This is a genomic window from Flavobacterium lipolyticum, from assembly GCF_020905335.1.
Classification (GTDB): domain Bacteria; phylum Bacteroidota; class Bacteroidia; order Flavobacteriales; family Flavobacteriaceae; genus Flavobacterium; species Flavobacterium lipolyticum.
In genome coordinates this window covers 933,593-955,316 of the sequence record NZ_JAJJMN010000002.1, presented here as the reverse complement: position 1 = coordinate 955,316, position 21,724 = coordinate 933,593, and the positions used below count along the sequence as shown (strand labels likewise).

The following is a 21,724-nucleotide window of genomic DNA, read 5'->3' as shown; positions in this document are numbered from 1 at the left end:
GGTAACTGCTGTTTCATTCTGATGATTAGTATTTGTAGAGATGTACTTTTTTGGAGTAACATTTTAGTTTATTAAGTTTTTAAGTGTAATAAAATAGTGGCCATATTCATTTGCATAATCGGTTACAGTACATTTATACGTTTTTAGATTCTTTTGCAGTCGAAAGATGCTCACATTAACTTTAAAAGCGGTATCTACAGGCATTGCTTTATTTAAAAAAGCTTCTACGTTCTCGATTTCTACAGCAGCTGTTTCAGTAGTATTGGCAGGAGCCGATTTAAAGACATTTTTCAGTATGCATTTCGCAATATATACGGCGGGTACAATCTGATAGTTTTCAAAATGTCCTTTGCATTGATCGCGGGTAAATCCATTTACAGTGACATTAAATTCATTTTCATTTAAATACTCTAATGAAGTTTCGGGCAGAGCACAGGACGGGAAAGCAGCATCAGTTTCGTCATTGTAATGAGGCTCAAATATTTTCTTGAAAGAAGGTTCGTTGAAAATGTAATAATCAACTTCCATTTGAAACAAGGTATTGGCATCGTCTCTAATTTCAATTAAGGATTTTCCTTTTTGATGGTTTTCCAATTGTGGACTTATTTTGGCCACCAACAATCCAGAGGGTTGTTGGTGCGAGATTCTTCTTATTCGAAGCTTTTCGGCCAGAAAATAATTTTTCTCCTCCGTTTTCATTTCTTTTACTAAGTTTAGACTTCCCATGGTTGTGAGTATTTTAATAAAATCACTAAAATTCTCCCGTTCAAATGACTCAAAGGGTTGATGAAGCGGAAACTCAGTAGGATTGTCCTTAAAAGCAATTTTATCGGCATTTTCAAATAAATAGGGCGAAGTTTCACCAATAAGCTCTACTATATTTCTTTGGGGTTGTGGTATCATCGTACTAAAGTTGTTTAATGTTATACACCGATTTAATTGTAAAATCTGGATTTGTTTGTTCAAACGTATACTCGATCTGACAAGGAATATTTACAACTTCTTTAATTCCTTCAACAAAAGGCAAAAACGTTGGTATCGTAATGTGTTTCTCGATTCCCAGTTCTGTTAGAATTTTTAAATACCGATCGACTCCGGTAAGTTCTACAATTGTGTTTTCGGGACTGTATTTTAGTATTCTGAAGTTGTACTCCGGACTTGAGTTGTATATCGCATAAATAACAACTGCAGCAAATGTCCTGGTGTCTTTTTCCAGTGTAGGGTTTGCCTGGAAAGCCTGCATGGTTTTTAGTTTCCCGAGGTCATAGAACAATTTCTTAGAATGCTCATCCATTTTATCATTTCCGAAAGCGGCGCCAATATTTTTTAATAACAAACCATAAAAAGCCGCAGTTACACTCGATAAATTGTGAGTAAGTGTCAATGTATCTTCCGGAAAAAAAGCATTGACTAAATTTTCTTTTATTTCTTGCGATGGAAAAATATCCTTATTTCTGCTTTCGCCTAAATCTTTAAATAACACTTGTTTCATAGTACTCAATTATTAAGGGGTTAACTTATATTTTTTTATGAGGAGCCTACTTGTTGATCGTGATAAAATAATAGTGAAATGAAATGTTTTACGGATGTAGTTGCTTGTTTATCATTGTTTTATGTTTGTAAAAGTAGTGTTTTGTTTGTTAAATAGTAAAATGTTCTCCGATAAAAGTTACGTCAGGAGGTTTTATTTAAAAATTGACAGGCATTTGAGCGAGATTCGGTATCTTATTTTCAACGGATTAAAATCCGTTGCTACAAAATAGAGGGTTCCTTCGGAACTGCTTTTGAGATCGGTTTTTGTGAGAGGGAAAGGATATAAAACCTTTGCGACTCTGCAACTTCGCGAGATTTATTTCTCCCGCAGATCTAGCAGATTAAGCAGATATACAATATACATAATCCTTTTAATCTGTGGCAAAAACTCCGCACAATCACAATTTATATACATCGATCCTACGGTCGTTATACATATGTCGTTCCTACGGTCTTTTTAAATATGTCGTTCCTACGGTTGCTATAGATATGTCGTTCCTACGGAACTTTTCTGCGTTGTGTTTTGTTTTCAACGGATTAAAATCCGTTGCTACAAAATAGTGCGTTCCTGCGGAACTGTTTTTGCGAGTGTCTTTGAATCGGGAAGATATTCTGGGAATTAATTTTAATCTTTGATCCAAATAGTAATACTTTCCAAAACGCTAAAAAATATAAAATCTTTGTGACTCTGCGACTTCGCGAGATTTATTCCTTCTTCGGATTTACAATTTTAGATCGAAGTATAGTAAAGAAGGCCGGATAAATGATCCGGCCTTCTTGATAAAATAAATAATAGAATTACTTTTTAATGGCCTTTGCTATTTTCAAAGCCTAAAACGGTAATCATATATGGTGTACTTGAAACCTTGATTTTCTTTGCAATTGCCATGGTAGACAAATTCAGTTGTAATAATTCTCCTGTAGTGGGAGAAGTAATATAACCAAAGTTCTCTGTTAACTGCATTTGAGGTTTTAATGCCGCATCAGTAGCAGTTTCGGCAATAACTTTAGCTTCCTTTTCAACTTGCAGGCTGGTAAGATTGTACAATTTGAATTCGCCCGTATGCAATAGAATTCCCAGTTTAGTCGCATTAAAACTCACTTTGCATTGCATGATTGTAGTACTTTGGATAATAGGTTTAATGGTCTCGGCTGCTACATCAATTAGAAAAGCTCCTTTTGCAGCGGTATATCCCACAAATTTTCCTTTTGCCTTTGTTTCCAGAATAGTTCCAAACCACGCAGTCCCAAAATCAGCAGGAAGTGCAATAAGCTTTTGTTTTCCGTTACTTTCTACTACAAGAACACCGCTTGCTGATCCGAAAACGGCATAGGTTCCATCTGAGGCATTTCCGTGAATTCCTTTGGTAGCAACCGTTGCATTAAAAAGAGTCTTACCGGAATTATCAATAATTTTAACCTTTTCAGGGAGTGTTCCTGTTATCGAATTGTCTTTTTCAGTAATAGCGTAAGTACCATTAGTAAAAGTAGCCATTGCGCCGTGATGTGCCAACAAACCTGCATTTATAATCTTAAATTTAGCTCCCGCAGTAGTAATTTCAGATTCTTTGGCAACCGCCAGTGTTCCGTCGCCGTCATTAAAAGTCATCAGCTCTCCGCTTTTGCTTTTAAAATGGGTAGGCATAGGCGACTGGCCAATTAAAGCGCCAAATTTAGGGATTCCGTCTACATCCACGTGATCGCCATGACCTTCAAAACCGCTGTCGAAAGTTTCAACCGTGTTGCTGGCTCTGTGAATGATTCCCGCATATCGTTTGGATTCTGTAGTATAAACAGTAGATTTTGCAAACTTAGCATTAAAAGAGCTTATCGTGGCTTCAACCGGATTAACTAAGGTGATCTCAGTTGTTTTTTCATCAGAAAGTAAAATTCTTAAGAATTTATATTCGGTTAAAGCTTCTTTGGGAGTTTCAGGACTATTGTCATCGTCGTTGCTGCAGGAAAATACAGTTGCAGATAAGGCGAATAGGAAAATGAGTTTGTAAAAATTGTTTTTCATGGTAAAGGTAATTAAAGTTGATTTTTAAAAATTAATGGTAATAGGCATCGATTTATAGACGCTTATATTGTGTGTAGTGTTTTTATAGAGTATTACCCAATTGTAGGTTCCGGATTGCCAGGCTTTGTCAGCTGTAATTGGAGTTCCTTCGAAATCTGTAGCTGCACCAATAGTGATGCTTTGACCGCCCAAAACACCATTTATTTTTTGAAGGGTAGTAATTTTTGAAGCAGGTCCCAGACCTTTATGTTCGACTTTTGAAATGACAATAACTTTTTTCAAATCGAGCTTGTCGATACTTTCTGGATTGTAATTGGTACTTTTTTTAATCAAAACAGAATATAAAATTCCATCCCCCATAATTTGACTTACCTGTGCATGTGCAGTCAGAAGGTCATTCTTTTTGAAAATAAGCTCTGGTTCAACCCAGGTATTCATATAGTAAATCAGATTATCGTTTCGGGAGAGATTATCGCGGCCAATTACGGGATCGACAGGTAAGTTGGCAGGATCTGTAATTGTAACGACCTCTTTAATTTCGAGTTTAGATCCGTTTTCGTCTGTAACAATAAAAAGGAAATCAAATTTGCCTTCCGGAGCATCAGCCGGAATATTGAAATGTTTGTGTACATTAGTATTTTTCGCGCCTTTGTATTCTGCCCAGGACAGTTCAAATTTCCAGTCTTTGCTATAAGTTTCATCTTTTATGGGAAGGATTTTCAACTGTACATCGGCAATTTTATCTCCGGCAAGTACGTCGGCATTAAAGTGAAAATCGCGGCCAATCAGGGCTTTTTTATTATTGGCGGTACCAATTTCAATATTTTCAGCTTTGGGTTTTATAACTTCTTTGTCGTCATCGTTACTACAGGCTGTAAAAGACAGATTAACAGCCAGAAAGAGCAGTGTTAGTTTTAGCGTTTTCATTAGGGTACTGGGTTGATTAATTAAATTCATAGGGTATTTATTGGTGTATTAAAAATGGAATTTTCAGCGATATAATAATGTTTCTTCCAGCTTCAGGAAGTTCTATTAACCTGTAGAAACTGGTGTGATTGAGGTACTTTGTGTTGAACAGATTCTGAACCTGAAGACTAATGATGAAATCCTGCGATCCGGCTTTTAGTTTAGTTCCCACGGCGAGGTTAAAGACGTTACTGCTTGCTGTTTTCTTTTCAGGTGGGACAATCTGATGCTGCTCGGCAGTAAAGCGATAATCAAGAGAGAAATAGGTGTCTTTTAAACTTTTTATTTTTGGATTGTAAGTGATGCCAAACAAAACGGATGGGGGCGGAGAGAAGGGTAGTGTGTATCCTTTTTTATCTCCCGACATTTGCTCGCTATACAGATATTCTGCTAAAACTTCACCGCTTAAATTTTCCAGAAACTGATAACGGAGCTGTAATTCACCGCCATAACGCATAACTTTACTCTGCTCGTATTCAAATACCTGATTGCCGGCTCCGTAATAAATATCATGTTGCGAAGTTGGATTGAGGTAAATGTAATTGGGGAAATAATTAAAGAACGGACTCAGTTGAAAAGACCACTTAGTATTCTTCCATTCCATACCAAGATCCAATTGATACGAACGTTCGGCTGCTAAATTGGGATTGCCTTTTTCAAATCTGAAATAATGATAATTTACCCCATTTGAGGCCAGTTCTTTAGCAATGGGCATTCTGAAACTCGTTCCTAGATTGGCTTTTAAGGACCATTGTCCCGGTGTATAATTAATGCCTGCAGACCAATTGAAACTCTGAAAAGTACGGGTCAGGTCTTCAGAACGTTTCAAATATTCAGAAGTTGTTTGACCGTTTTCAGTGACTTCGCTTGGAAACCAGTCGGTGTATTGTTTCATTTTGATTTTACCATAATCGAGTCGTACAGCGGCATGAAGCAGCCATAATTCGTTAAGCTGAATTTTATCATAAACAAATCCTCCGACATTGAATTGTTTATAGGCAGGAATCAGAAAACTCCAGCCGTTAATGCTGTTTTGTTGCTGTTCGGCATTAATTCCTGTGGTAAATTGATGATTTCGGATGGAAAACTCATCTTTAAAAGCAGCGGAGAACACTTCTTTATCGTATTGTCTTTCCAGATCTTCCGGAGCATGCCTATCAGAAGGATACAGGGGTGGCATATAACCGTGATTGACATAATGACTCCATTCCCGACGAAAGTTTTTCTGGAAACCCAACTGCGTTTCGAAACGGTGGGAACCTAACGAAAAGGAAGTGGTATTACTGATTTTGGTATGTGTAACTTCCTGAAATGGCATTAAAATATCTCTGCTGGAACGATCGTGCAGCTCTGTGTCTACATTTCGTGGTTCGAGTCCGTGTGCATTGGCAAAAAAGCCGCTTTTGGTATAAATGTTACTGAAATACAAAACTGATTTGAGTTGATCCGTCACATAACCGGCACTGGCGTGTACATCGAGTTCACGTCCTGCGGTGTTGCGCAAGTGGTTTTTGTATAAAGGAACGGCATAATTGTACACCTGTACCGTATCAGTGGGAACGCGGTAGTCTCCGTAATCCATAGCAGTTATTCTGGAATCAAAGAACCATTTTTCATTTCGACCGTAAAGATTGACAGATCCTCCGAATTGTTCGTTATTACTTTTGCCTGTAAAATCAACTGTTCCGCCCAAAACATGTTGAGTAGGAAAAGGTACAGGCTGTATGTTTATGGCGCCGCCAATGGCATCAGAACCGTACATAAACGATGATGGACCTTTGATGATTGCCACGCGGTTTACAGCATATTGATCGATTTCTAAACCGTGATCTGCTCCCCATTGCTGACCTTCGTGTTTGATACCGTTTTCAACTACAATAACCTGATTGAAACTCAGTCCGCGAATGAGTGGTTTTGAGCCACCGGAACCGATAGAAATGGTCTTAACACCCGGAAGTCTTTGCAAAGACTGCATTAAGCTTCCGCCGAGATTACGTTGGATAAAGCTGCTGTTTACGATTTCAAGATTAAGGGATTCCTGTTTTTTGCGACGTACTTCATAACCTTCACTAATGACAACTTCTGATAACTCCTGTATTTCCGGTTTTAAGAAAATAGCAGGCTGCACAATTGTGTTTTGACTTATAGCAATTGCCGTTTCATAAGAAGCATACCCGGAATAGGTTACCGTTAATCGCTTTGTGTTTTTAGGAACCTGATTTAGGAAATACTCTCCTTTTTTATTGGTTATAGTACTAATATGAGCCGGATACAGCGTGACCAAAGCACCTTCCAAAGGTTTTTGATCCTTAGAAAATACGGTGCCGGAAACACGAACGGATTGGGCTGCTACTTTTGTAACCAAAACAAAACAAAAGAGCAGCACGCAATAAGTCCGCAATTGACTTGACTTAGTGTTGTTCATCAAAATCAATTTATAATATTTTAATACTCAAACCTTTGATCGTCTGCCAGCCTTCCTTATCCGTTAAACGAATCAGGAAATGATAATCTCCGGCATCAATGTTTTGTGGAATTTCGATTTCCTGGACCGCTTCATAACTCTTTTGCCCGGAAGGAATCGTAACCGAATTGATGTAAAGCATCGGGTTTACCGGTTTTTTGATAGGATCCTCGTTGCAGGATGCTACTTCGGTACTGTGATTGTGATGGTCGAAATTGTGGTGAATGTCCAGACTATAAGATCCCAGTTGTGCGTTGTCTGAAAACTTTGCTCTGAAAGTAATTTTTTGTCCGCGAGTGATCGTACTGCATTGTATCGGGAACGCATTCGCGGCAGAAACATTAATTACAGGATATTCGGTATCAATTTCGGTTTTATCACTGTCACAGCTTGTGAAAGTAAAGCCAGCCGCCAAAAAAGCCAAAAGCAATTTTGAAGTTCTCATTCGGTTTGGTTTGAGTTTTGTGGTATTCATATGTGAAAATTGTGGGTTACAAAAGGCGTATTCCAAACCTGATAATACTAGGAAAATGGCAGTTTTAGGGCACAGGATTAGGCCGCAAAAAGCATTGTTTTCATCGGGAAGGAAATTGGGAAACAAAAGTAAAAGGGGGTGCAGTGAAGCCAGCTCAATACCCAATTACAGGTATTGAATTGTACAGTTGCAGACAATCAACCGACAGCGAAGTTCTTTTGAAACAATAGTGTTGTACGAAAGTGGTATTCCTAAAAGGAATAATTGTATCAATCAGTATCGATCAAAGTACTTTTCTAAATATAGAAAAAGACATAAAATAGCGCTGTAGTGAAAAAGTGAAATACTTTTTCGGTATTGAGGGTGTCTAAAACGCGTAACCGCACATCATCTCAGAATTGAAATGATTTACTTTTGTCGTTTTAGGCAATAGGAGGTGCACGAAGGGCAAATAAAGAGCCTTTGAAAAAAGGAGCAAACGATTTTGAATAAAAATGTACATAAGGAATTGGCGTACTATTTTTATAAAACTGAAAAGTTACAAAGTCAAAAGTGCTGACCGGACTGAATTTGAAATGACAAATAGCACACTCTTCGTTTGAGTGATCCTGCATTTTAAATTCACTTTTATCGGTAGGATAAAGTACGGCTTTTTTAGCAGTGGAACTGTGACTGTGTATGTGTTCATACGAATGTATCGCCGGAAATAGTATAGCAAATACTACCACCAACGGCATCAAAAGATTTATAAATTTAAATTTCTTTTTCATTCTAATGAATCCATAGCTAATAAAGCAATGAAGTACAAATATAGAATTCTTATTTGTAAATGCAACATTGTTTCATTAAAAAAAAATAAAGAAAAAAATAAAAGGATAAATCTTATAAGTAAAAAGACAGATTAGGTCTCTTTTGTCGTTTCAGGGAACGAAAAATGGCAAAAAAAATCAGCTTGTACTGAATAAAATTTCCGTTCCCTGAATTGACATTTGAATTTGAAGTAACTATGGTAAATGTTATTGTCTGATTAATGTGATACCGCTTTTAGTCCAATAATAGAACTTACCAGAGTAAAGAGAAAAAATAATCGCCAGAAGTCTACAGGCTCTTTAAAAATAAGAATCCCCATCAATACCGTTCCAACGGCTCCAATTCCGGTCCATACCGCATAGGCCGTTCCGATAGGCAAGGTTTCAGTGGCTTTAATCAGTAACAGCATGCTTATGGTTAGTGATACAAAAAAGCCGGTATACCATAAATAAACATCGGTACCGGTGGCTTCTTTGGCTTTTCCGAGACAAGTTGCAAAAGAGACTTCAAACAGTCCCGCAATAATTAGAATAATCCAGTTCATAATTGTTAAAATTTTAGGACGCAAAGTTCCTTTAACTCCCGCAATAAAAATTTAACAAATGATAAAAAATGAATTTATTTCAGATCAGCTCTGATTCTACTCAGACTAACCTGCGTGATACCCAGATAGGAGGCAATATGTCCCAATTGAATTCTTTGAAGTAGTTCGGGATGGTATTTCATAAGTTCCAGGTAACGATCAGTGGCATTTCTAAACTGCCTTGAAATGAGGCGTTCTTCGGTTTTAACAAGTTCCTGTTCGGCAAATTTTCTGCCCCAATTGGCAATATGAACATCGGTATCAAACAATTGCTGAAGATTTGTCTTTTTTAATTCGTAGAGTTCGCAGTCCTCCAGAAGTTCAATCGTTTCATAACCTTTTTGCTCCTCAACATAACTTTTCATCGAAACAACGGTTTGTCCTTCTTTTCCGAACCAAAACGTAACTTCACTATCATTTTCATCCACATACGCCCGCACAATTCCTTTTTTTATAAAATAGAGCGCAGACTCAACCTTTCCGGCATTTAACAGTATGTGTCCTTTAGGATATTTTATTTCACTAATACAAAGCTTTAGTGCATTTTTGGACCCCTCGGGAAGCTGAAAGATGTTGTCAAGAATGGTATCGATGTGCATTGTTAATGGTTGATGGTTAATTGTTAATGGTTAATGGTTAATTGTTTATTGTTAATTGTTAATTGTTTATGGCAGATTCTTCACTCTTCACTCTTTATTCTTTATTCTTTATTCTTCACTCTTTATTCTTTATTCTTCACTCTTCACTCTTCACTCTTCACTCTTTACTCTTTACTCTTCACTCTTCACTCTTTACTCTTCACTCTTTACTCTTTACTCTTTACTCTTTACTCTTCACTCTTTACTCTTTATTCTTCACTCTTTATCCTGAGGCTCTGACTATTAATATCTCACATCTCACTAAAAAGATTTCGCACTTCACAGATTGACAGGGAGCTAAATTAAAACCTTAGATTTAAGTCTGCTTAGTGTTTCCTGCGAAATATTGATGTAGGAAGCTACAATTTTATTGGGCAATCGTTTTACAATTGTGGGATTGATTTTGAGCAATTGGGTGTATCTTTCTAAAGCCCCCATAGTGGTAAACGACATGAGTCTGTTGGTGTTATTGACATAGGCTTTTTCGAGATACGAACAATAAAACTCCCTCCATTGAGGAACAATCTCCATCAAATGAGTGAAATCTTCATGACTGATATACAATAACTCCGATTTCTCGATAACCTGTATGTATTCTGTCGAAGGCATTTTGGTAATAAAACTTACCAAAGCCGTGGCGAATTGATTCTCGAATGCAATGTATCGGGTGACATCTTTTCCTTCTTCGTTGATGTAATAAATTCTCAAACAGCCTTTATCTACAAAATAACTATTTTGACTCGTTTGCCCAGCCGAAAGCAACAGGTCGTTTTTGTCCCGATCCAAAGGTTTAAAATGCGACAAAATAATATTGAGGTCTTTATCAGAAACTGCAATACGACTTTTTATATAAGCACCAAGTTGTTTGTAGGGCATTTTTTTAATTAGATAATTAGATTTTTAGATTGTTGGATGATTAGATTGTTGGATGATTAGATTGTTGGATTGTTAGATAATTAGATTGCTGGATAATTAGATAATGAGTATAAACAATTAACTATCAACTATCAACAACAAACCATTAACAATCAGTAATTAAACATAGTCTTTTACATATTTTCGATAGTAGATAATATCTTCTATTGAAAGTACTACCAAATCATGTTGTACTGCAAAGCTAATGATTTTGTCCAGTTTAGCCATGCTTCCGTCTTCGTTCATTAATTCGCACAGGACGGCTTCCGGCTTTAGGCCTGCTAATTTCATTAGATCTACACTGCCTTCCGTATGTCCGTTTCGTTCAAGGACGCCGTTGTTTTTGGCACGTAGGGGAAAGATATGCCCGGGTTTTGCAAGATCTGTGGGTTTGGCATTTAGTGCAATTGCAGTTTTAATGGTTGTAATTCGATCTGCTGCTGAAACTCCTGTAGTTACCCCCTCTCTTGCTTCGATTGTAATGGTAAAAGGCGTCTGAAAACTACTGGTGTTTTCTTTCACCATATAGGGTAATTCCAACTGATCGGCTTTTTCATTGGTCAGACAAAGGCAAACAATTCCGCTGCACTCTCGTATCATCATGGCCATGTCTTGTACGTTGATGTGTTGTGCCGAAAAAATTAAATCGCCTTCGTTTTCGCGGTTTTCGTCATCAGTTAATAGAATTCCTTTTCCGTTTCGCAGTTGTCGCAAAGCATTTTCGACACGCTCGACACTGGTTAAACCAAATTTTTCTAAAGGATAGGATAATGTGCTGATCATCTTTTGTTGCGTTTTTTGAATTAAAGAGCAGCAAAGCTAGACTTGTTTCAGACACAAAAGTTTGATCTAGGTCAATAAAATTGCTACTATTCCATAAACCTGATAGGGTTTTAAATCCCGCCTGTTTATATTTCCCGAAAGTAGATCATCAGATTCAGATTAGCACTGATTTAATAGCTTTTTTTACAAAAATAGATATTTTAATGTTTTGATTATTAATTGTTTAAGTTGTTTTTTATTAACATCGATTTAATAATTTCATTGTAAAAGGTAAGACTTTTTTAAGTTAAATTTATTGTCCGCTTTTAAATGTTGAAAATACGTAAGTGTTTGTTATTTAGATTTTTATAGTCAATTCGTATTTACCCCTAAATTTAACCCTAAATTGAAATCACCATGAACGAAGAAATGAATGCAACTGCGAAGGAGAATCAAGGTCATTTTTTGAACAATAATTTAGAAGAATCTTCCATTAATATTGTCAGGAAGATGGAAGAAATCTTTAAAAAGTATCCCGAAAAATTAGCTATTATTGACGACATTGAAAAAATCACCTATAAAGAACTTAATGAACAAACGAATCAATTGGCTCATTATTTAAGAGAACAAGGGATTGCAGAAAATGGGGTTGTGGGTGTTTGTATTCCGCAATCGGTTGATCGGATTATTGCTTTTTTAGCAATTTTAAAAACGGGTGCAGCTTACCTTCCTATTGACGGAGAGTTACCGGAGTCTCGTATACAAATGATGATCGAAGATTCGAAAATAGACATGATGTTAACGGTGGAACTGCATTTGAATAAAGTTTACAACAATGCCAATGAAAGTATTGCCCTGGACTTTTTGTTTCAAAATGAAGATTACAAAAAGAGTTCCAAAGCTGATTTTGAAATCTCAATTGCACCCGAAAGCCCCGCTTATATTATATATACTTCGGGTAGTATCGGATTACCTAAGGGAGTTAGTATTGGTCATGAGTCTTTTTATAATTTTGTTGAATATCAATCGGATCTCTTGCGATTGTCTGCAGCAAGCTCAACACTGCAATTTGCTTCTCCAAGTTTTGATGCCGCAATTATTGACATCTGGACCCCATTAATTAAAGGTGCAACGGTCTATTTGTATCCCAATAACAAAATTGTTGGCGAACCTCTTTTAGATTTTATAGTCAGTCAAAATATCGATACTATTCCATTGCTGCCACCTATGGTACTGGCTTCATTGCCTGTAAACAAGCCTATCGGAAACCTAAAAACGATCGCTATAGGAGGTGAGGCCGGTAGTGAGGCTACTGTTAAATCCTGGTACAAAAAAATTCGGCTTATTAATAGTTATGGGCCTACGGAAGCCACTGTTGCTGTTACGAATTACGAATTTAAGGAAGAGACCAATCCCCGAATTATTGGAGCTGCGATGCCACTGGCTCATTTATTTATTCTCGACAGAGATTTAAAACCGATAGCAGACGGCTCGGTTGGAGAACTATATATTGGTGGGCCGCAACTGGCCTTAGGTTACCTGAACCGCCCGGAGGATACAAAAAATGTATTTATTAAAGCCCCTGAATGGCTTAGAAATGATTTAGGGCAAAAACGAATAATCTACAAAACGGGGGATTTAGTTCTGAAAAGACCAGATGGAAATTTGGAGTTTTACGGACGAAAAGACGATCAGGTTAAAATTAGAGGCTACCGAATTGAACTGGGTGAAATTGAACACCATATGACAAAGCTCCCACAAATCTCTAAGGCGGCCATAAAAGTTCATCGGAAGGAAAATGGTCTTCCGGCTCTGATTGCTTTTATACAATTGATGACCGCACACGATGACGAAATACAATCCCTGCAACATATAAGAGCAAAACTACAACAGCTTATGCCGGTATATATGTTGCCTGATAAGATTATTGTGATCGATAAAATGCCGCTGACACATGCCGGAAAAATTGATAGATTATTATTGGAAATTCCGGAAAATCAATCTCAAAACAAAGCAGTTCCTAAACGAGAGACAGCCAATCTTCCCGAAATTGTAAAAGACATCTGGAAAGATTTACTTACCATAGAAGAGATTGATGATGATGACGACTTCTTTGAGTTGGGCGGACATTCATTACTTCTGGCACAGCTTCATGTATTGCTTCCTGAACCCGTTAAAAATTGCATTAGTCTACCGGAGCTTTATATTTTTAAGACTGTTTCTACCTTTGTACAAGAAGTGGAGAAAAGATTTCAGGAAATCGAAATTTCTCAAAAAGAAAGAGCCGGGTTGATGATTGATGAATTAATTAGCGACTCGGAATTGCATATTGATTTTGATATAAAGGAAATACCGGATGCTGCGCTGCTGACTAATCCGAAACGTATTTTTTTAACGGGAGTTACCGGCTTTATTGGATCACATTTGTTAGAAGAACTTTTGAATAAAACCTTCGCTGAAATATATTGCCTGGTACGGGCTTCGTCTCCTGAAAGCGGATTGGAAAGAATTAAAAACACATTTGATAAATTTAAATTGCCATGGCTTCCGGTATATAACGATCGGGTTGTTGCTATAGTAGGGGATTTGTCATTGCCTCAGTTTGGAATGACTGTGAGTGATTATTCTTTTATTGCGCGACAAATTGAAGTTATTTATCATTCCGGAAGTTCTGTAAGTTATGTGCAGCCTTATGCTGTAATTAAAAAATCAAACATAGACGGTTTGCATAATATAATTGATCTTGCCGTAAAAGAAAAGGTAAAATATCTGGTGCTTTTATCTTCAATGGGCGTTTTTAGTTGGGGAAGGTCTTTTACCCAAAAAACATGGATGTACGAAGATGATGCAATCGATCAGAATATGGCCGCTGTCTCTCGCGATTTGGGATACATTAAAAGTAAATGGGTTATGGAAAGTATTGCCGAAAAAGCAAAGGCAAAGGGGCTGCCAATTATTAATTTTAGACTTGGTTTTGCCGTATGTCACAGCACCTCGGGAGCAACAGTAATGAATCAATGGTGGGGAGCATTAATCAGAAGCTGCGTTAAACTCAAATCTTTTCCTCTGGTAATGGGATTAAAAGATGAGCTTACAACAGTAGATTATATGTGTAAAGCCATCACACATATCAGTAAAAAGAAGGAAGCTGTTGGTTTAAATTTCCATCTGTCTCCTTTGTCCGAAAATGATGTATCCCTGACCGATTTTTGTGCTAAAATGAACGAATATTATGCTACAGATTTAGAAGGGATGGAGTATCATAAGTGGCTGAGCCAATGGAAATATGATAATAGTTTACCAATCTATCCTTTACTGAGTTTGTTTACCGAAGATGTACATGAAGGAAAATCTTTGGTTGAGGCCTATGAAAACACCTATTATTATGACAGAAGTAATACAAGATATTTTTTATCGGATTCGAATTTAACGCCACCTGTTTTTGATAAAAAATTGATGACTCCTTATCTAAAATTTATGGGGGTACTGTAGAAAGATATTAAAATGTAGGTAAACCCGACAAATTTTAATGAACTGCTCCCAAAAAGTTAGACACTATTTGGGGGCATTTTTTATAGAAAAAAGAGTAAAGTATGATTGTAAGTTTCAACTGCGGGCTGTATTAGTCAGGTATTTTGCATTGTGTTTCTGCTGTGGAAACCGCAAGCAATGTTTGGATATTCGATAGTATAAAATTTATGTTTTTACGTGTTTTGAGTAATGAAGTCAAAAGTGATAATTAGATAATTTGAAGATGATGCTTTAAGATTAAAGAAAAACATAAAAAATTAAAAACGTACTCTTTTGTAAAGGAGAGCGTATTAGTATCATTTAAAATTAGTCACTTATTAGAAAGGAGTATTTATTATCAGCATTTTTCTAACAAATTGTACAGTTTTTTAAAACCTGTTCGGTTTGTTTCTTTTTTTAATAAAAGGCAATCTACTACAGAACGACACACTTTTACTAAAAGCCGTATAAATACGCATTGTAATGTCTGTTTTTATTGTTATATCTACCTTGAATAATTTTGTATCTTAGTCTTTAGTAACCTAAATCTGTCCTGATTGTGGTTTTTTTTCAATCAGAACGGATTATAAAATAAGTAAGCAATGCCCTGGAATCCCGAAATTTATAATAAGTTTAAAAATATTCGTTATCAGCCATTTTATGATTTGACCGGTTTTATTCAGCAAGTAAAAGGAATGAAAGCCATTGATTTGGGTTGCGGCACGGGAGAACAAACGGCGATTCTGTCTAATCAATTTGAAGAAGCGTACTTTTTGGGAGTCGATTCTTCGCCGGAAATGCTGGAACAGTCGAAGTCTTTAGAAACGGATCGTTTGCATTTCAGAAAAGCGACCACAGAAAAAACAATAGAATCGGACGAAAAATGGGATCTGATTTTTAGTAATGCAGCTTTACAATGGTCGGACAATCATGAGATATTATTTACCAGATTGCTGCAACAGTTAAATCCGAAAGGACAATTTGCTGTACAAATGCCGGTTCAGCCCGAAAACAAGCTCAATAAAATCCTTTTAGAGCTGGTACAGGAAGAGCCTTTCGTTTCTTTCTTAAAAGGATTTAAAAGAGAATCCCCGGTTTTAAGTATCGATGAGTACGCACAAATTCTGTTTGATGGCGGATTGGAAGACCTTCAGATGCAGCAAAAGGTATATCCAATTATAGCTAAAGATCATGAAACACTTTTTAATTTCATCTCGGGATCGGCTTTGATTCCGTATACAGAAAGACTGGAAGGAGAGGAGAAGGCACTTTTTATCGAAACCTATAAAAAAAGAATAGCGGAAAGTTTTCCCAAACTTCCCGCTATTTATTCTTTTAAAAGACTTTTACTTTATGGTCGTAAAACCTAAAGAAAGAATATTTATTTGTGAAGAAAACTTTATTCTTTATACAGGATAATAGTTGCTTTGTAACCTTTTCCCACATTCCATTGACTTGCTTCAATCACTTTTCCTTTGTCGTCATAAACTTGAAATTCAGCGGTATTAGGTGAAGCAGAACCTTCGTTTAAAGCTTCAAAGTCAATTTTGTTCATTCCTTTTACCAAGGTAATTTTAAAACCCTGATAATCTCCGTTTAAACTTACTTCGGGTTCAATTACTTTATCATTCAGGTATACTCGTATTTTATCGCCATCGACAAAAGCAGCATCGCGATAACGAATAGTAGACACAGCTGTATTGGTGACAAAACCTCCCAAATATTCATTTCTTCTGTAAAAAATCCCTTCCACATTGGCTTCGGGTTTGTACAGACTGTTGTTTTTATACAAATCTTCCGGATTGATTTTTAAAACGGTAGGCTCTTTTGGCAGCGGAAGATCAGGATTTAACGGAGTTTCTGTTGGTGGCGGTACGTCTTTTAATTCAACATTTTTCGAATCAATGGGTTTGTATTTGCCATTCATTTCCTTCTGTGCATATCCCTGTAAAACAGCACCGGTTAGTATAATAGTTAATAGTATCTTTTTCATATTATTTTAAGGTTTTAAGACAAACATCAAACGAATGTGTTTGTATCCGGATAGATAACATTTAAGTATAACTATTTATTGCATTTACTGAAAGTTAATTATTTCTAGTGTTTTGTAACATGCAGACAATCAGTTATAAAGTTACGTTTTTTTTCGCAGATGCTTATGCTGTTTATGTGAATACAAATCTCTTTTTGTTGTTGTTTTCCTCTTCATTATGATTTGGAGAAAATAAACTACTTTAAAAAGTAAACAAGAATCTTGCCGTTAATACTTCCTGATAAATTGGGTTGAAGCCTTAGAAATCAGCTAAAGTTTCAGGATTTTAGCTTAGGATTATAATTTTATTTTATAAGGTTATAAAATTATCAATTTGATTTATGAGAATGCCCGCCATAAATTTGTCCCATCAAATCAGAACAACGGTTTGAAAATTAAAAATTGATAACATTAAAAACTTTAATCATGAAATTTACAAGAAACGCAAACGCAAACTGGAAAGGTACAGGAATGGAAGGAAAAGGAACCATCACGACACAAAGTACTACTTTAAACAATGCTCAACTCTCTTTTAAAACCCGTTTTGCGGAAGGAGTAGGAACTAACCCTGAAGAATTGATTGCTGCTGCACATGCGGGATGTTTTACAATGCAATTGAGCTTTCTATTATCAGAGGCCGGTTTTGTTCCTGAAGATTTAAATACTACAGCCAAAGTAACTTTTGAAGATGGAACAATTACTTTAATTACACTTGAACTTTCGGGATCGGTTCCGGGGATTACTACAGAAGATTTTGAGAAAACAGCTCAAAAAGCAAAAGAGATTTGTCCTATTTCAAAACTGCTCAATACAGAGATCGCTTTGAACGTGTCTTTACTGTCTTAAAAAAAAATATTTAGTAGTGTATCTGACAATATATCAAACACATAGGGACATAGAATTTAGGAGTAGCAGAGCATGTTATAAAGAAATAAATTTCTTTGACAAAGACTACTCTGCGTATTAAAAATAAGTGAAACGTCCTTTTTGAAAATACAAAATCTATGTTACTATGTGTTAGAATTAATTACACCTAAATAGACTATTTGAATCTAACAAACAACATCTTAAAAAAATAAAAAAATGAAAACAATAAATTTAAAAAGACAATTGAATCGCGTATTCATGTCTGCCGCTTTAATTTTGACCTTCTTACTATCTGCCACTTCAATTGCACAAACTGCACCGGCAAAAGTTAAAAATGTAGTATTGGTTCACGGAGCATTTGCTGACGGCTCCGGATGGAGAAATTTATACGATGTACTTTCAAAAAAAGGATATAAAGTTACCATTGTTCAAAATCCGTTAAGCTCTCTTGAAGACGATGTAGCAGCAACCAATATGGTATTGGACAATCAGGATGGTCCAACGATTTTAGTGGGACATTCCTGGGGAGGTGCTGTAATTACGCAGGCCGGGAATCACCCAAATGTTGTGGGATTGGTATATGTAGCCGCTTTTCAGCCGGATAACGGAGAATCGGCTTTGCAATGGGTGCAAACAACCGCTCCCGCTCCCGAGAATGGTGTTTTGGCTCCAAATGATAAAGGCATCGTGTATTATGATGAGGCCAAGTTTCATGCCGGTTTCTGTGCCGACGTTAGCAAAGAAGATGCTGCTTTTATGTACGCTTCGCAAGGTGCTTTTTATGCCAAAGGGTTTATCACACCTATTACAAAAGCAGCCTGGAAAGATAAACCGGCTTATGCAGTAATTGCTACACAGGACAAAAGTATCGATCCTTCCATTCAGCATGCCATGTACAAACGTTCCAAAACGAAAGCGACAGAAGTAAAAGGAAGCCATTGTGTTTTTATCTCACAACCGGAAGCTGTGGCAAACGTAATTATTGGTGCAGCTAAAGATCTAAGCGGAAAATAATACAATCTTATAGAATCTGCACAATCTGCGAGATCAGCGTGAAAGAATTTTAGATTATTTTAATTTGACGATTCATTTTTTTTGTTTCCCGCAGATTTAAAAAAGATTTGAGCAGATGTACGCGGAGCAATTAATGAAATCTTATAGAATCTGCACAATCTGCGAGATCTGCGAGAAAATAGGTTTGATTGTTTTAATTTGATGATTCATTTTTTTTGTTTCCCGCAGATTTAAAAGAGATTTGAGTAGATGTACGCGGAGCAATTAATAAAATCTTATAGAATCTGTTTCGATCTGCAGAATCTGCGTGAAAGAACTTTAGATTATTTTAATTTGATGATGTTTTTTTTCATTGATCTTACTAATTGAAGCATTTTTCTAAATACGAAAAGCCAAAGTACTGCAAGGTATTTTGGCTTTTTTTGTATGGATTCCCGATAGCTATTTATCGGGTGGTAGCTTTAATAAAATAGGGAGAGTCGTTCCATTTTATTTTGCGGTAAGCAAAATTTTGCTGCAAAGATTCCGGTAAGCAATTCCAGATGGCTTCGTTCATTTTTTCAAGCAATAATTTCTTAGAAAAAGTATCAGACACCACCAGACTGATTTCACGTACAGGTTTTGGATCTTTAAAATGCTTAAAAAGCCCGGTTTCTACCTCGTTAATCATCGAAAGTTGAGGGATTATGGCGAATCCTAATTCGGCCCGTACCAAATTTTTAAGGGTTTCAATCGAGCTAATATCGTAACTGAATTGCTCTTTAATTTTTCCTGTACTTTTGATATCACAGATATCAAGCAGCTGCGCATTGTAACAATATTCGTTTTGAAGCAAAAGCAATTCGGCCCGGTCTGAGGGCTGCAATTCGTAATGTGATGCTGTGGCCATAGGATGCACCGTATTTAGGTAAGCTACAAAAGGTTCTTTAAAAACCGGATGCTCCATTAAATGAGGATTTCCGGTAGGAGTTGCCATAATAGCTACATCCAGAGCTCCTGTCATAACATCATTCATCAATTGTCCGGTATTGGCTTCTTTTATAATGAATTGCATTTTTGGAGTGGCTTTTTTCATGGCCTGAATAAAAAGTGGTATCAGATAAGGGGATAAAGTCGAAATGATTCCAACTTTAACTTCGCCTTCTAGTTTGTTTTTCTCATTCACCACAAAATCTCTAATTTCGTCGGCCTCGCGAAGTATTTTTTTGGCTCGGTTTATAATTTCGGTTCCAAGAACGGTAGGGGTTAACGGAACCTTGTTTCGATCGAAAATTTTAATTCCAATTTCTTCTTCCAGATTTTTTAGCTGAATGGTTAGTCCGGGTTGTGATACCAGGCAAACTTCTGCTGCTCTTGCAAAATGACGTTCCTCGTCTAATGCTACAATATATTTTAATTGTTGAATTGTCATCTCGATTGGTATAATGGATATAAAAGTAACCCGTTGGATGTAATTATTTTTAAACGCATAGAAACATAGATTTAACACTCACAAAAAAGGCGCTTCATTTATTTAAAATACACAGAGACTTCTATGTTTAAGAAATAGGTTTCTATCTGTTAAATGATTTTTTATAACAGGTAAAGGTAAAAAAATATAACGGAGCGCTTTGGTGTTTTTTTTGATCTAGGCAGTAGAAAATGTAAAATACAAACGGAGAATATCAAAAATGTTCAGGATATGTAAACTAGCCGACATTAGGAGAGTGTAAGAGTTACTAATTTCGAATTACTAAACGATATCACATGAGAACAATTTTTTCTTTTATAGCTATTTTAATACTCTTCAGCTGTGAATCTGAAGGAGAACTGACCCGCGAAAAAATTGGTTCAATGGTAGTTTCTTCAGAAGCAATTTTGCTTTCTACAGGAACTTTTGAAGCTGAGCCGGGCAATACCGTTACCGGTTCTGCCCGAATTTACAAAGAAGGGGATCTGTACAAATTATCACTTAAAGATTTTAGCATTTCCAGTGGGCCTGATCTTAAGGTTTATCTTTCTAAAACCAATCGACCGGACAGTTTTGTAAATCTGGGAAGCTTAGGAACAGGAAATTCACAGACCTATACGATTCCGGCAGGAGTAAATTTAACGGTTTATCCTTATGTATTAATTCATTGTCAGCAATTCAATCATCTTTTTGCTACTGCTGCTTTAAAATCCAACTTATTATGAAAATTAATTTTTTGATAGTTTTAGCCTCATTTTTTATATTCAATTATAGTAACGCACAAGGCTGTAGTGATGCCGGTATTTGCAGTATTGGAGGAGCATTTCACGAAAATGATGACAAGAAGAACAACCATATCGAATTTGGAACTGTTCTGGGAAAAGGTGATGTGGATGTGAAATATTTGTCGGGTTATATTGGCTACACCAGGAGTTTTAATGAACAATGGTCGGGAAATGTAAAAGTGACTTCTCAGTATGCCAATGGAAGTTTTGGAGGAAGGGGCTCGGTTGGAGATGCTTTTTTAACGGCAAACTATACTCCGGTTACGACAAATTTGTACAAATGGAGTTTTACTTCGGGAATTAAAGTTCCGTTTAACCAAAGTAATCTCAAAATAAACGATCATCCGCTTCCAATGGATTATCAAAGCAGTCTTGGAACTTTTGATTTTTTAGGAAGTGTGAATCTGAACTATAAAAACTGGGATTTTAATTCTGCGATACAATTGCCGGTCTTTAATATAAACAAGAATTCCTATTTCAGCGAATATTCCGGTACTGATGATTTTGTGACCACCAATTTATTTGAGAGAAAACCGGACGTTCTGTTGCGCGGAACCTACACCATAAATACAGCCAATCGCAAATTTTCGTTCAAGCCGAATTTGCTTTTGATTTATCATTTAGGGGAAGATACTTATGAAGATATTTACGGACAAAGACAGACGATTAAAGGCTCTGACGGACTAACCATTAATGGAAATCTAATTGCAGGATATCATTTTTCGTCCGGAAGCAGTATCGAAGCCTCGGTTGCGACGCCTTTTGTAGTGAGAGATGTCAGACCGGACGGACTTACACGGGCATGGACAGCGGGGGTGAGCTATAAAGTGCGATTTTAAAAAATTTTGGATGGTGACTCAAGTATAAATAGGTGGAGCAGAACGAGTGTCGCACAGAAAT

The 21,724-nt window shown here is 36.6% G+C and carries 19 protein-coding genes; 6 read left to right on the top strand and 13 right to left on the bottom strand.

Annotated features, from left to right (window positions below):
* Positions 1-63: 63 nt before the first annotated feature.
* The 11 genes from LNQ34_RS20600 to ribB all read right to left on the bottom strand — a co-directional run bounded on the left by LNQ34_RS20600 (position 64) and on the right by ribB (position 11,187).
* Entirely contained in the window at positions 64-903 is an 840-nt protein-coding gene (locus tag LNQ34_RS20600; protein ID WP_230001070.1) for a hypothetical protein, read from the bottom strand.
* Positions 904-907: 4 nt separating this feature from the next.
* Entirely contained in the window at positions 908-1,492 is a 585-nt protein-coding gene (locus tag LNQ34_RS20595; RefSeq protein ID WP_230001069.1) for a hypothetical protein, read from the bottom strand.
* Between the two features lie 846 nt (positions 1,493-2,338).
* Complete coding sequence (locus tag LNQ34_RS20590; protein ID WP_230001068.1) at positions 2,339-3,553, bottom strand: hypothetical protein; 1,215 nt, start codon at positions 3,551-3,553, stop codon at positions 2,339-2,341.
* A 24-nt stretch (positions 3,554-3,577) separates the two neighbouring features.
* Positions 3,578-4,480, bottom strand: a complete 903-nt coding sequence (locus LNQ34_RS20585; RefSeq protein ID WP_230001067.1) for a DUF4625 domain-containing protein — start codon at positions 4,478-4,480, stop codon at positions 3,578-3,580.
* 37 nt (positions 4,481-4,517) lie between these two features.
* Entirely contained in the window at positions 4,518-6,944 is a 2,427-nt protein-coding gene (locus LNQ34_RS20580; RefSeq protein ID WP_230001066.1) for a TonB-dependent receptor, read from the bottom strand.
* A gap of 10 nt (positions 6,945-6,954) precedes the next feature.
* Entirely contained in the window at positions 6,955-7,428 is a 474-nt protein-coding gene (locus LNQ34_RS20575; RefSeq protein ID WP_230001065.1) for a DUF4625 domain-containing protein, read from the bottom strand.
* Positions 7,429-7,880: 452 nt separating this feature from the next.
* The gene (locus LNQ34_RS20570; RefSeq protein WP_202701723.1) at positions 7,881-8,228 is read right to left on the bottom strand and encodes a hypothetical protein; all 348 of its coding nucleotides are present in this window, start codon (positions 8,226-8,228) and stop codon (positions 7,881-7,883) included.
* Between the two features lie 257 nt (positions 8,229-8,485).
* A complete protein-coding gene (locus tag LNQ34_RS20565; protein WP_230001064.1) occupies positions 8,486-8,812 on the bottom strand; it encodes a DMT family transporter in 327 nt (108 codons plus the stop codon).
* Positions 8,813-8,886: 74 nt separating this feature from the next.
* A complete protein-coding gene (locus LNQ34_RS20560) occupies positions 8,887-9,450 on the bottom strand; it encodes a Crp/Fnr family transcriptional regulator (RefSeq protein ID WP_230001063.1) in 564 nt (187 codons plus the stop codon).
* A gap of 336 nt (positions 9,451-9,786) precedes the next feature.
* Positions 9,787-10,365 carry a Crp/Fnr family transcriptional regulator gene (locus LNQ34_RS20555; RefSeq protein WP_230001062.1) on the bottom strand — a complete coding sequence of 193 codons (579 nt, stop codon included), beginning with the start codon at positions 10,363-10,365 and terminating at the stop codon, positions 9,787-9,789.
* Positions 10,366-10,524: 159 nt separating this feature from the next.
* Positions 10,525-11,187 carry a 3,4-dihydroxy-2-butanone-4-phosphate synthase gene (gene ribB / locus LNQ34_RS20550; protein WP_230001061.1) on the bottom strand — a complete coding sequence of 221 codons (663 nt, stop codon included), beginning with the start codon at positions 11,185-11,187 and terminating at the stop codon, positions 10,525-10,527.
* Positions 11,188-11,583: 396 nt separating this feature from the next.
* Between ribB and LNQ34_RS20545 the strand changes: the two genes are divergently transcribed.
* A complete protein-coding gene (locus tag LNQ34_RS20545; protein WP_230001060.1) occupies positions 11,584-14,658 on the top strand; it encodes a non-ribosomal peptide synthetase in 3,075 nt (1,024 codons plus the stop codon).
* 620 nt (positions 14,659-15,278) lie between these two features.
* Positions 15,279-16,046 (top strand): methyltransferase domain-containing protein, encoded by a 768-nt coding sequence (locus tag LNQ34_RS20540; RefSeq protein WP_202701715.1) that lies wholly within the window; start codon positions 15,279-15,281, stop codon positions 16,044-16,046.
* A gap of 29 nt (positions 16,047-16,075) precedes the next feature.
* Here the strand turns inward: LNQ34_RS20540 and LNQ34_RS20535 are convergent, their stop codons facing one another.
* Complete coding sequence (locus LNQ34_RS20535; RefSeq protein ID WP_202701714.1) at positions 16,076-16,669, bottom strand: hypothetical protein; 594 nt, start codon at positions 16,667-16,669, stop codon at positions 16,076-16,078.
* Between the two features lie 465 nt (positions 16,670-17,134).
* On the opposite strand from LNQ34_RS20535, the gene LNQ34_RS20530 reads away from it, so the two are divergent.
* Positions 17,135-17,554 carry an OsmC family protein gene (locus tag LNQ34_RS20530; protein WP_230001059.1) on the top strand — a complete coding sequence of 140 codons (420 nt, stop codon included), beginning with the start codon at positions 17,135-17,137 and terminating at the stop codon, positions 17,552-17,554.
* 237 nt (positions 17,555-17,791) lie between these two features.
* Positions 17,792-18,589 (top strand): alpha/beta hydrolase, encoded by a 798-nt coding sequence (locus LNQ34_RS20525; RefSeq protein ID WP_230001058.1) that lies wholly within the window; start codon positions 17,792-17,794, stop codon positions 18,587-18,589.
* A 445-nt stretch (positions 18,590-19,034) separates the two neighbouring features.
* On the opposite strand, the gene LNQ34_RS20520 is transcribed toward LNQ34_RS20525, so the two are convergent.
* Positions 19,035-20,000 carry a hydrogen peroxide-inducible genes activator gene (locus LNQ34_RS20520; protein WP_202704253.1) on the bottom strand — a complete coding sequence of 322 codons (966 nt, stop codon included), beginning with the start codon at positions 19,998-20,000 and terminating at the stop codon, positions 19,035-19,037.
* 335 nt (positions 20,001-20,335) lie between these two features.
* Here LNQ34_RS20520 and LNQ34_RS20515 point away from each other — a divergent pair, with 335 nt between their 5' ends.
* A complete protein-coding gene (locus LNQ34_RS20515; RefSeq protein WP_230001057.1) occupies positions 20,336-20,764 on the top strand; it encodes a DM13 domain-containing protein in 429 nt (142 codons plus the stop codon).
* Positions 20,761-21,663: a hypothetical protein gene (locus tag LNQ34_RS20510; RefSeq protein WP_230001056.1), complete on the top strand. Its 903-nt coding sequence runs from the start codon at positions 20,761-20,763 to the stop codon at positions 21,661-21,663. Before LNQ34_RS20515 ends, LNQ34_RS20510 begins: the two co-directional genes overlap by 4 nt.
* Positions 21,664-21,724 lie beyond the last annotated feature (61 nt).

Bases quoted from the DNA above. Each gene is read 5' to 3' on its own strand.
- LNQ34_RS20525 (WP_230001058.1), top strand. From the start codon at position 17,792: ATGAAAACAATAAATTTAAAAAGACAATTGAATCGCGTATTCATGTCT.
- LNQ34_RS20585 (WP_230001067.1), bottom strand. From the start codon at position 4,480: ATGAAAACGCTAAAACTAACACTGCTCTTTCTGGCTGTTAATCTGTCT.
- LNQ34_RS20600 (WP_230001070.1), bottom strand. From the start codon at position 903: ATGATACCACAACCCCAAAGAAATATAGTAGAGCTTATTGGTGAAACT.
- LNQ34_RS20565 (WP_230001064.1), bottom strand. From the start codon at position 8,812: ATGAACTGGATTATTCTAATTATTGCGGGACTGTTTGAAGTCTCTTTT.
- LNQ34_RS20580 (WP_230001066.1), bottom strand. From the start codon at position 6,944: ATGAACAACACTAAGTCAAGTCAATTGCGGACTTATTGCGTGCTGCTC.
- LNQ34_RS20595 (WP_230001069.1), bottom strand. From the start codon at position 1,492: ATGAAACAAGTGTTATTTAAAGATTTAGGCGAAAGCAGAAATAAGGAT.
- ribB (WP_230001061.1), bottom strand. From the start codon at position 11,187: ATGATCAGCACATTATCCTATCCTTTAGAAAAATTTGGTTTAACCAGT.
- LNQ34_RS20575 (WP_230001065.1), bottom strand. From the start codon at position 7,428: ATGAGAACTTCAAAATTGCTTTTGGCTTTTTTGGCGGCTGGCTTTACT.
- LNQ34_RS20560 (WP_230001063.1), bottom strand. From the start codon at position 9,450: ATGCACATCGATACCATTCTTGACAACATCTTTCAGCTTCCCGAGGGG.
- LNQ34_RS20555 (WP_230001062.1), bottom strand. From the start codon at position 10,365: ATGCCCTACAAACAACTTGGTGCTTATATAAAAAGTCGTATTGCAGTT.
- LNQ34_RS20545 (WP_230001060.1), top strand. From the start codon at position 11,584: ATGAACGAAGAAATGAATGCAACTGCGAAGGAGAATCAAGGTCATTTT.
- LNQ34_RS20590 (WP_230001068.1), bottom strand. From the start codon at position 3,553: ATGAAAAACAATTTTTACAAACTCATTTTCCTATTCGCCTTATCTGCA.
- LNQ34_RS20515 (WP_230001057.1), top strand. From the start codon at position 20,336: ATGAGAACAATTTTTTCTTTTATAGCTATTTTAATACTCTTCAGCTGT.
- LNQ34_RS20520 (WP_202704253.1), bottom strand. From the start codon at position 20,000: ATGACAATTCAACAATTAAAATATATTGTAGCATTAGACGAGGAACGT.
- LNQ34_RS20510 (WP_230001056.1), top strand. From the start codon at position 20,761: ATGAAAATTAATTTTTTGATAGTTTTAGCCTCATTTTTTATATTCAAT.
- LNQ34_RS20530 (WP_230001059.1), top strand. From the start codon at position 17,135: ATGAAATTTACAAGAAACGCAAACGCAAACTGGAAAGGTACAGGAATG.
- LNQ34_RS20535 (WP_202701714.1), bottom strand. From the start codon at position 16,669: ATGAAAAAGATACTATTAACTATTATACTAACCGGTGCTGTTTTACAG.
- LNQ34_RS20540 (WP_202701715.1), top strand. From the start codon at position 15,279: ATGCCCTGGAATCCCGAAATTTATAATAAGTTTAAAAATATTCGTTAT.
- LNQ34_RS20570 (WP_202701723.1), bottom strand. From the start codon at position 8,228: ATGAAAAAGAAATTTAAATTTATAAATCTTTTGATGCCGTTGGTGGTA.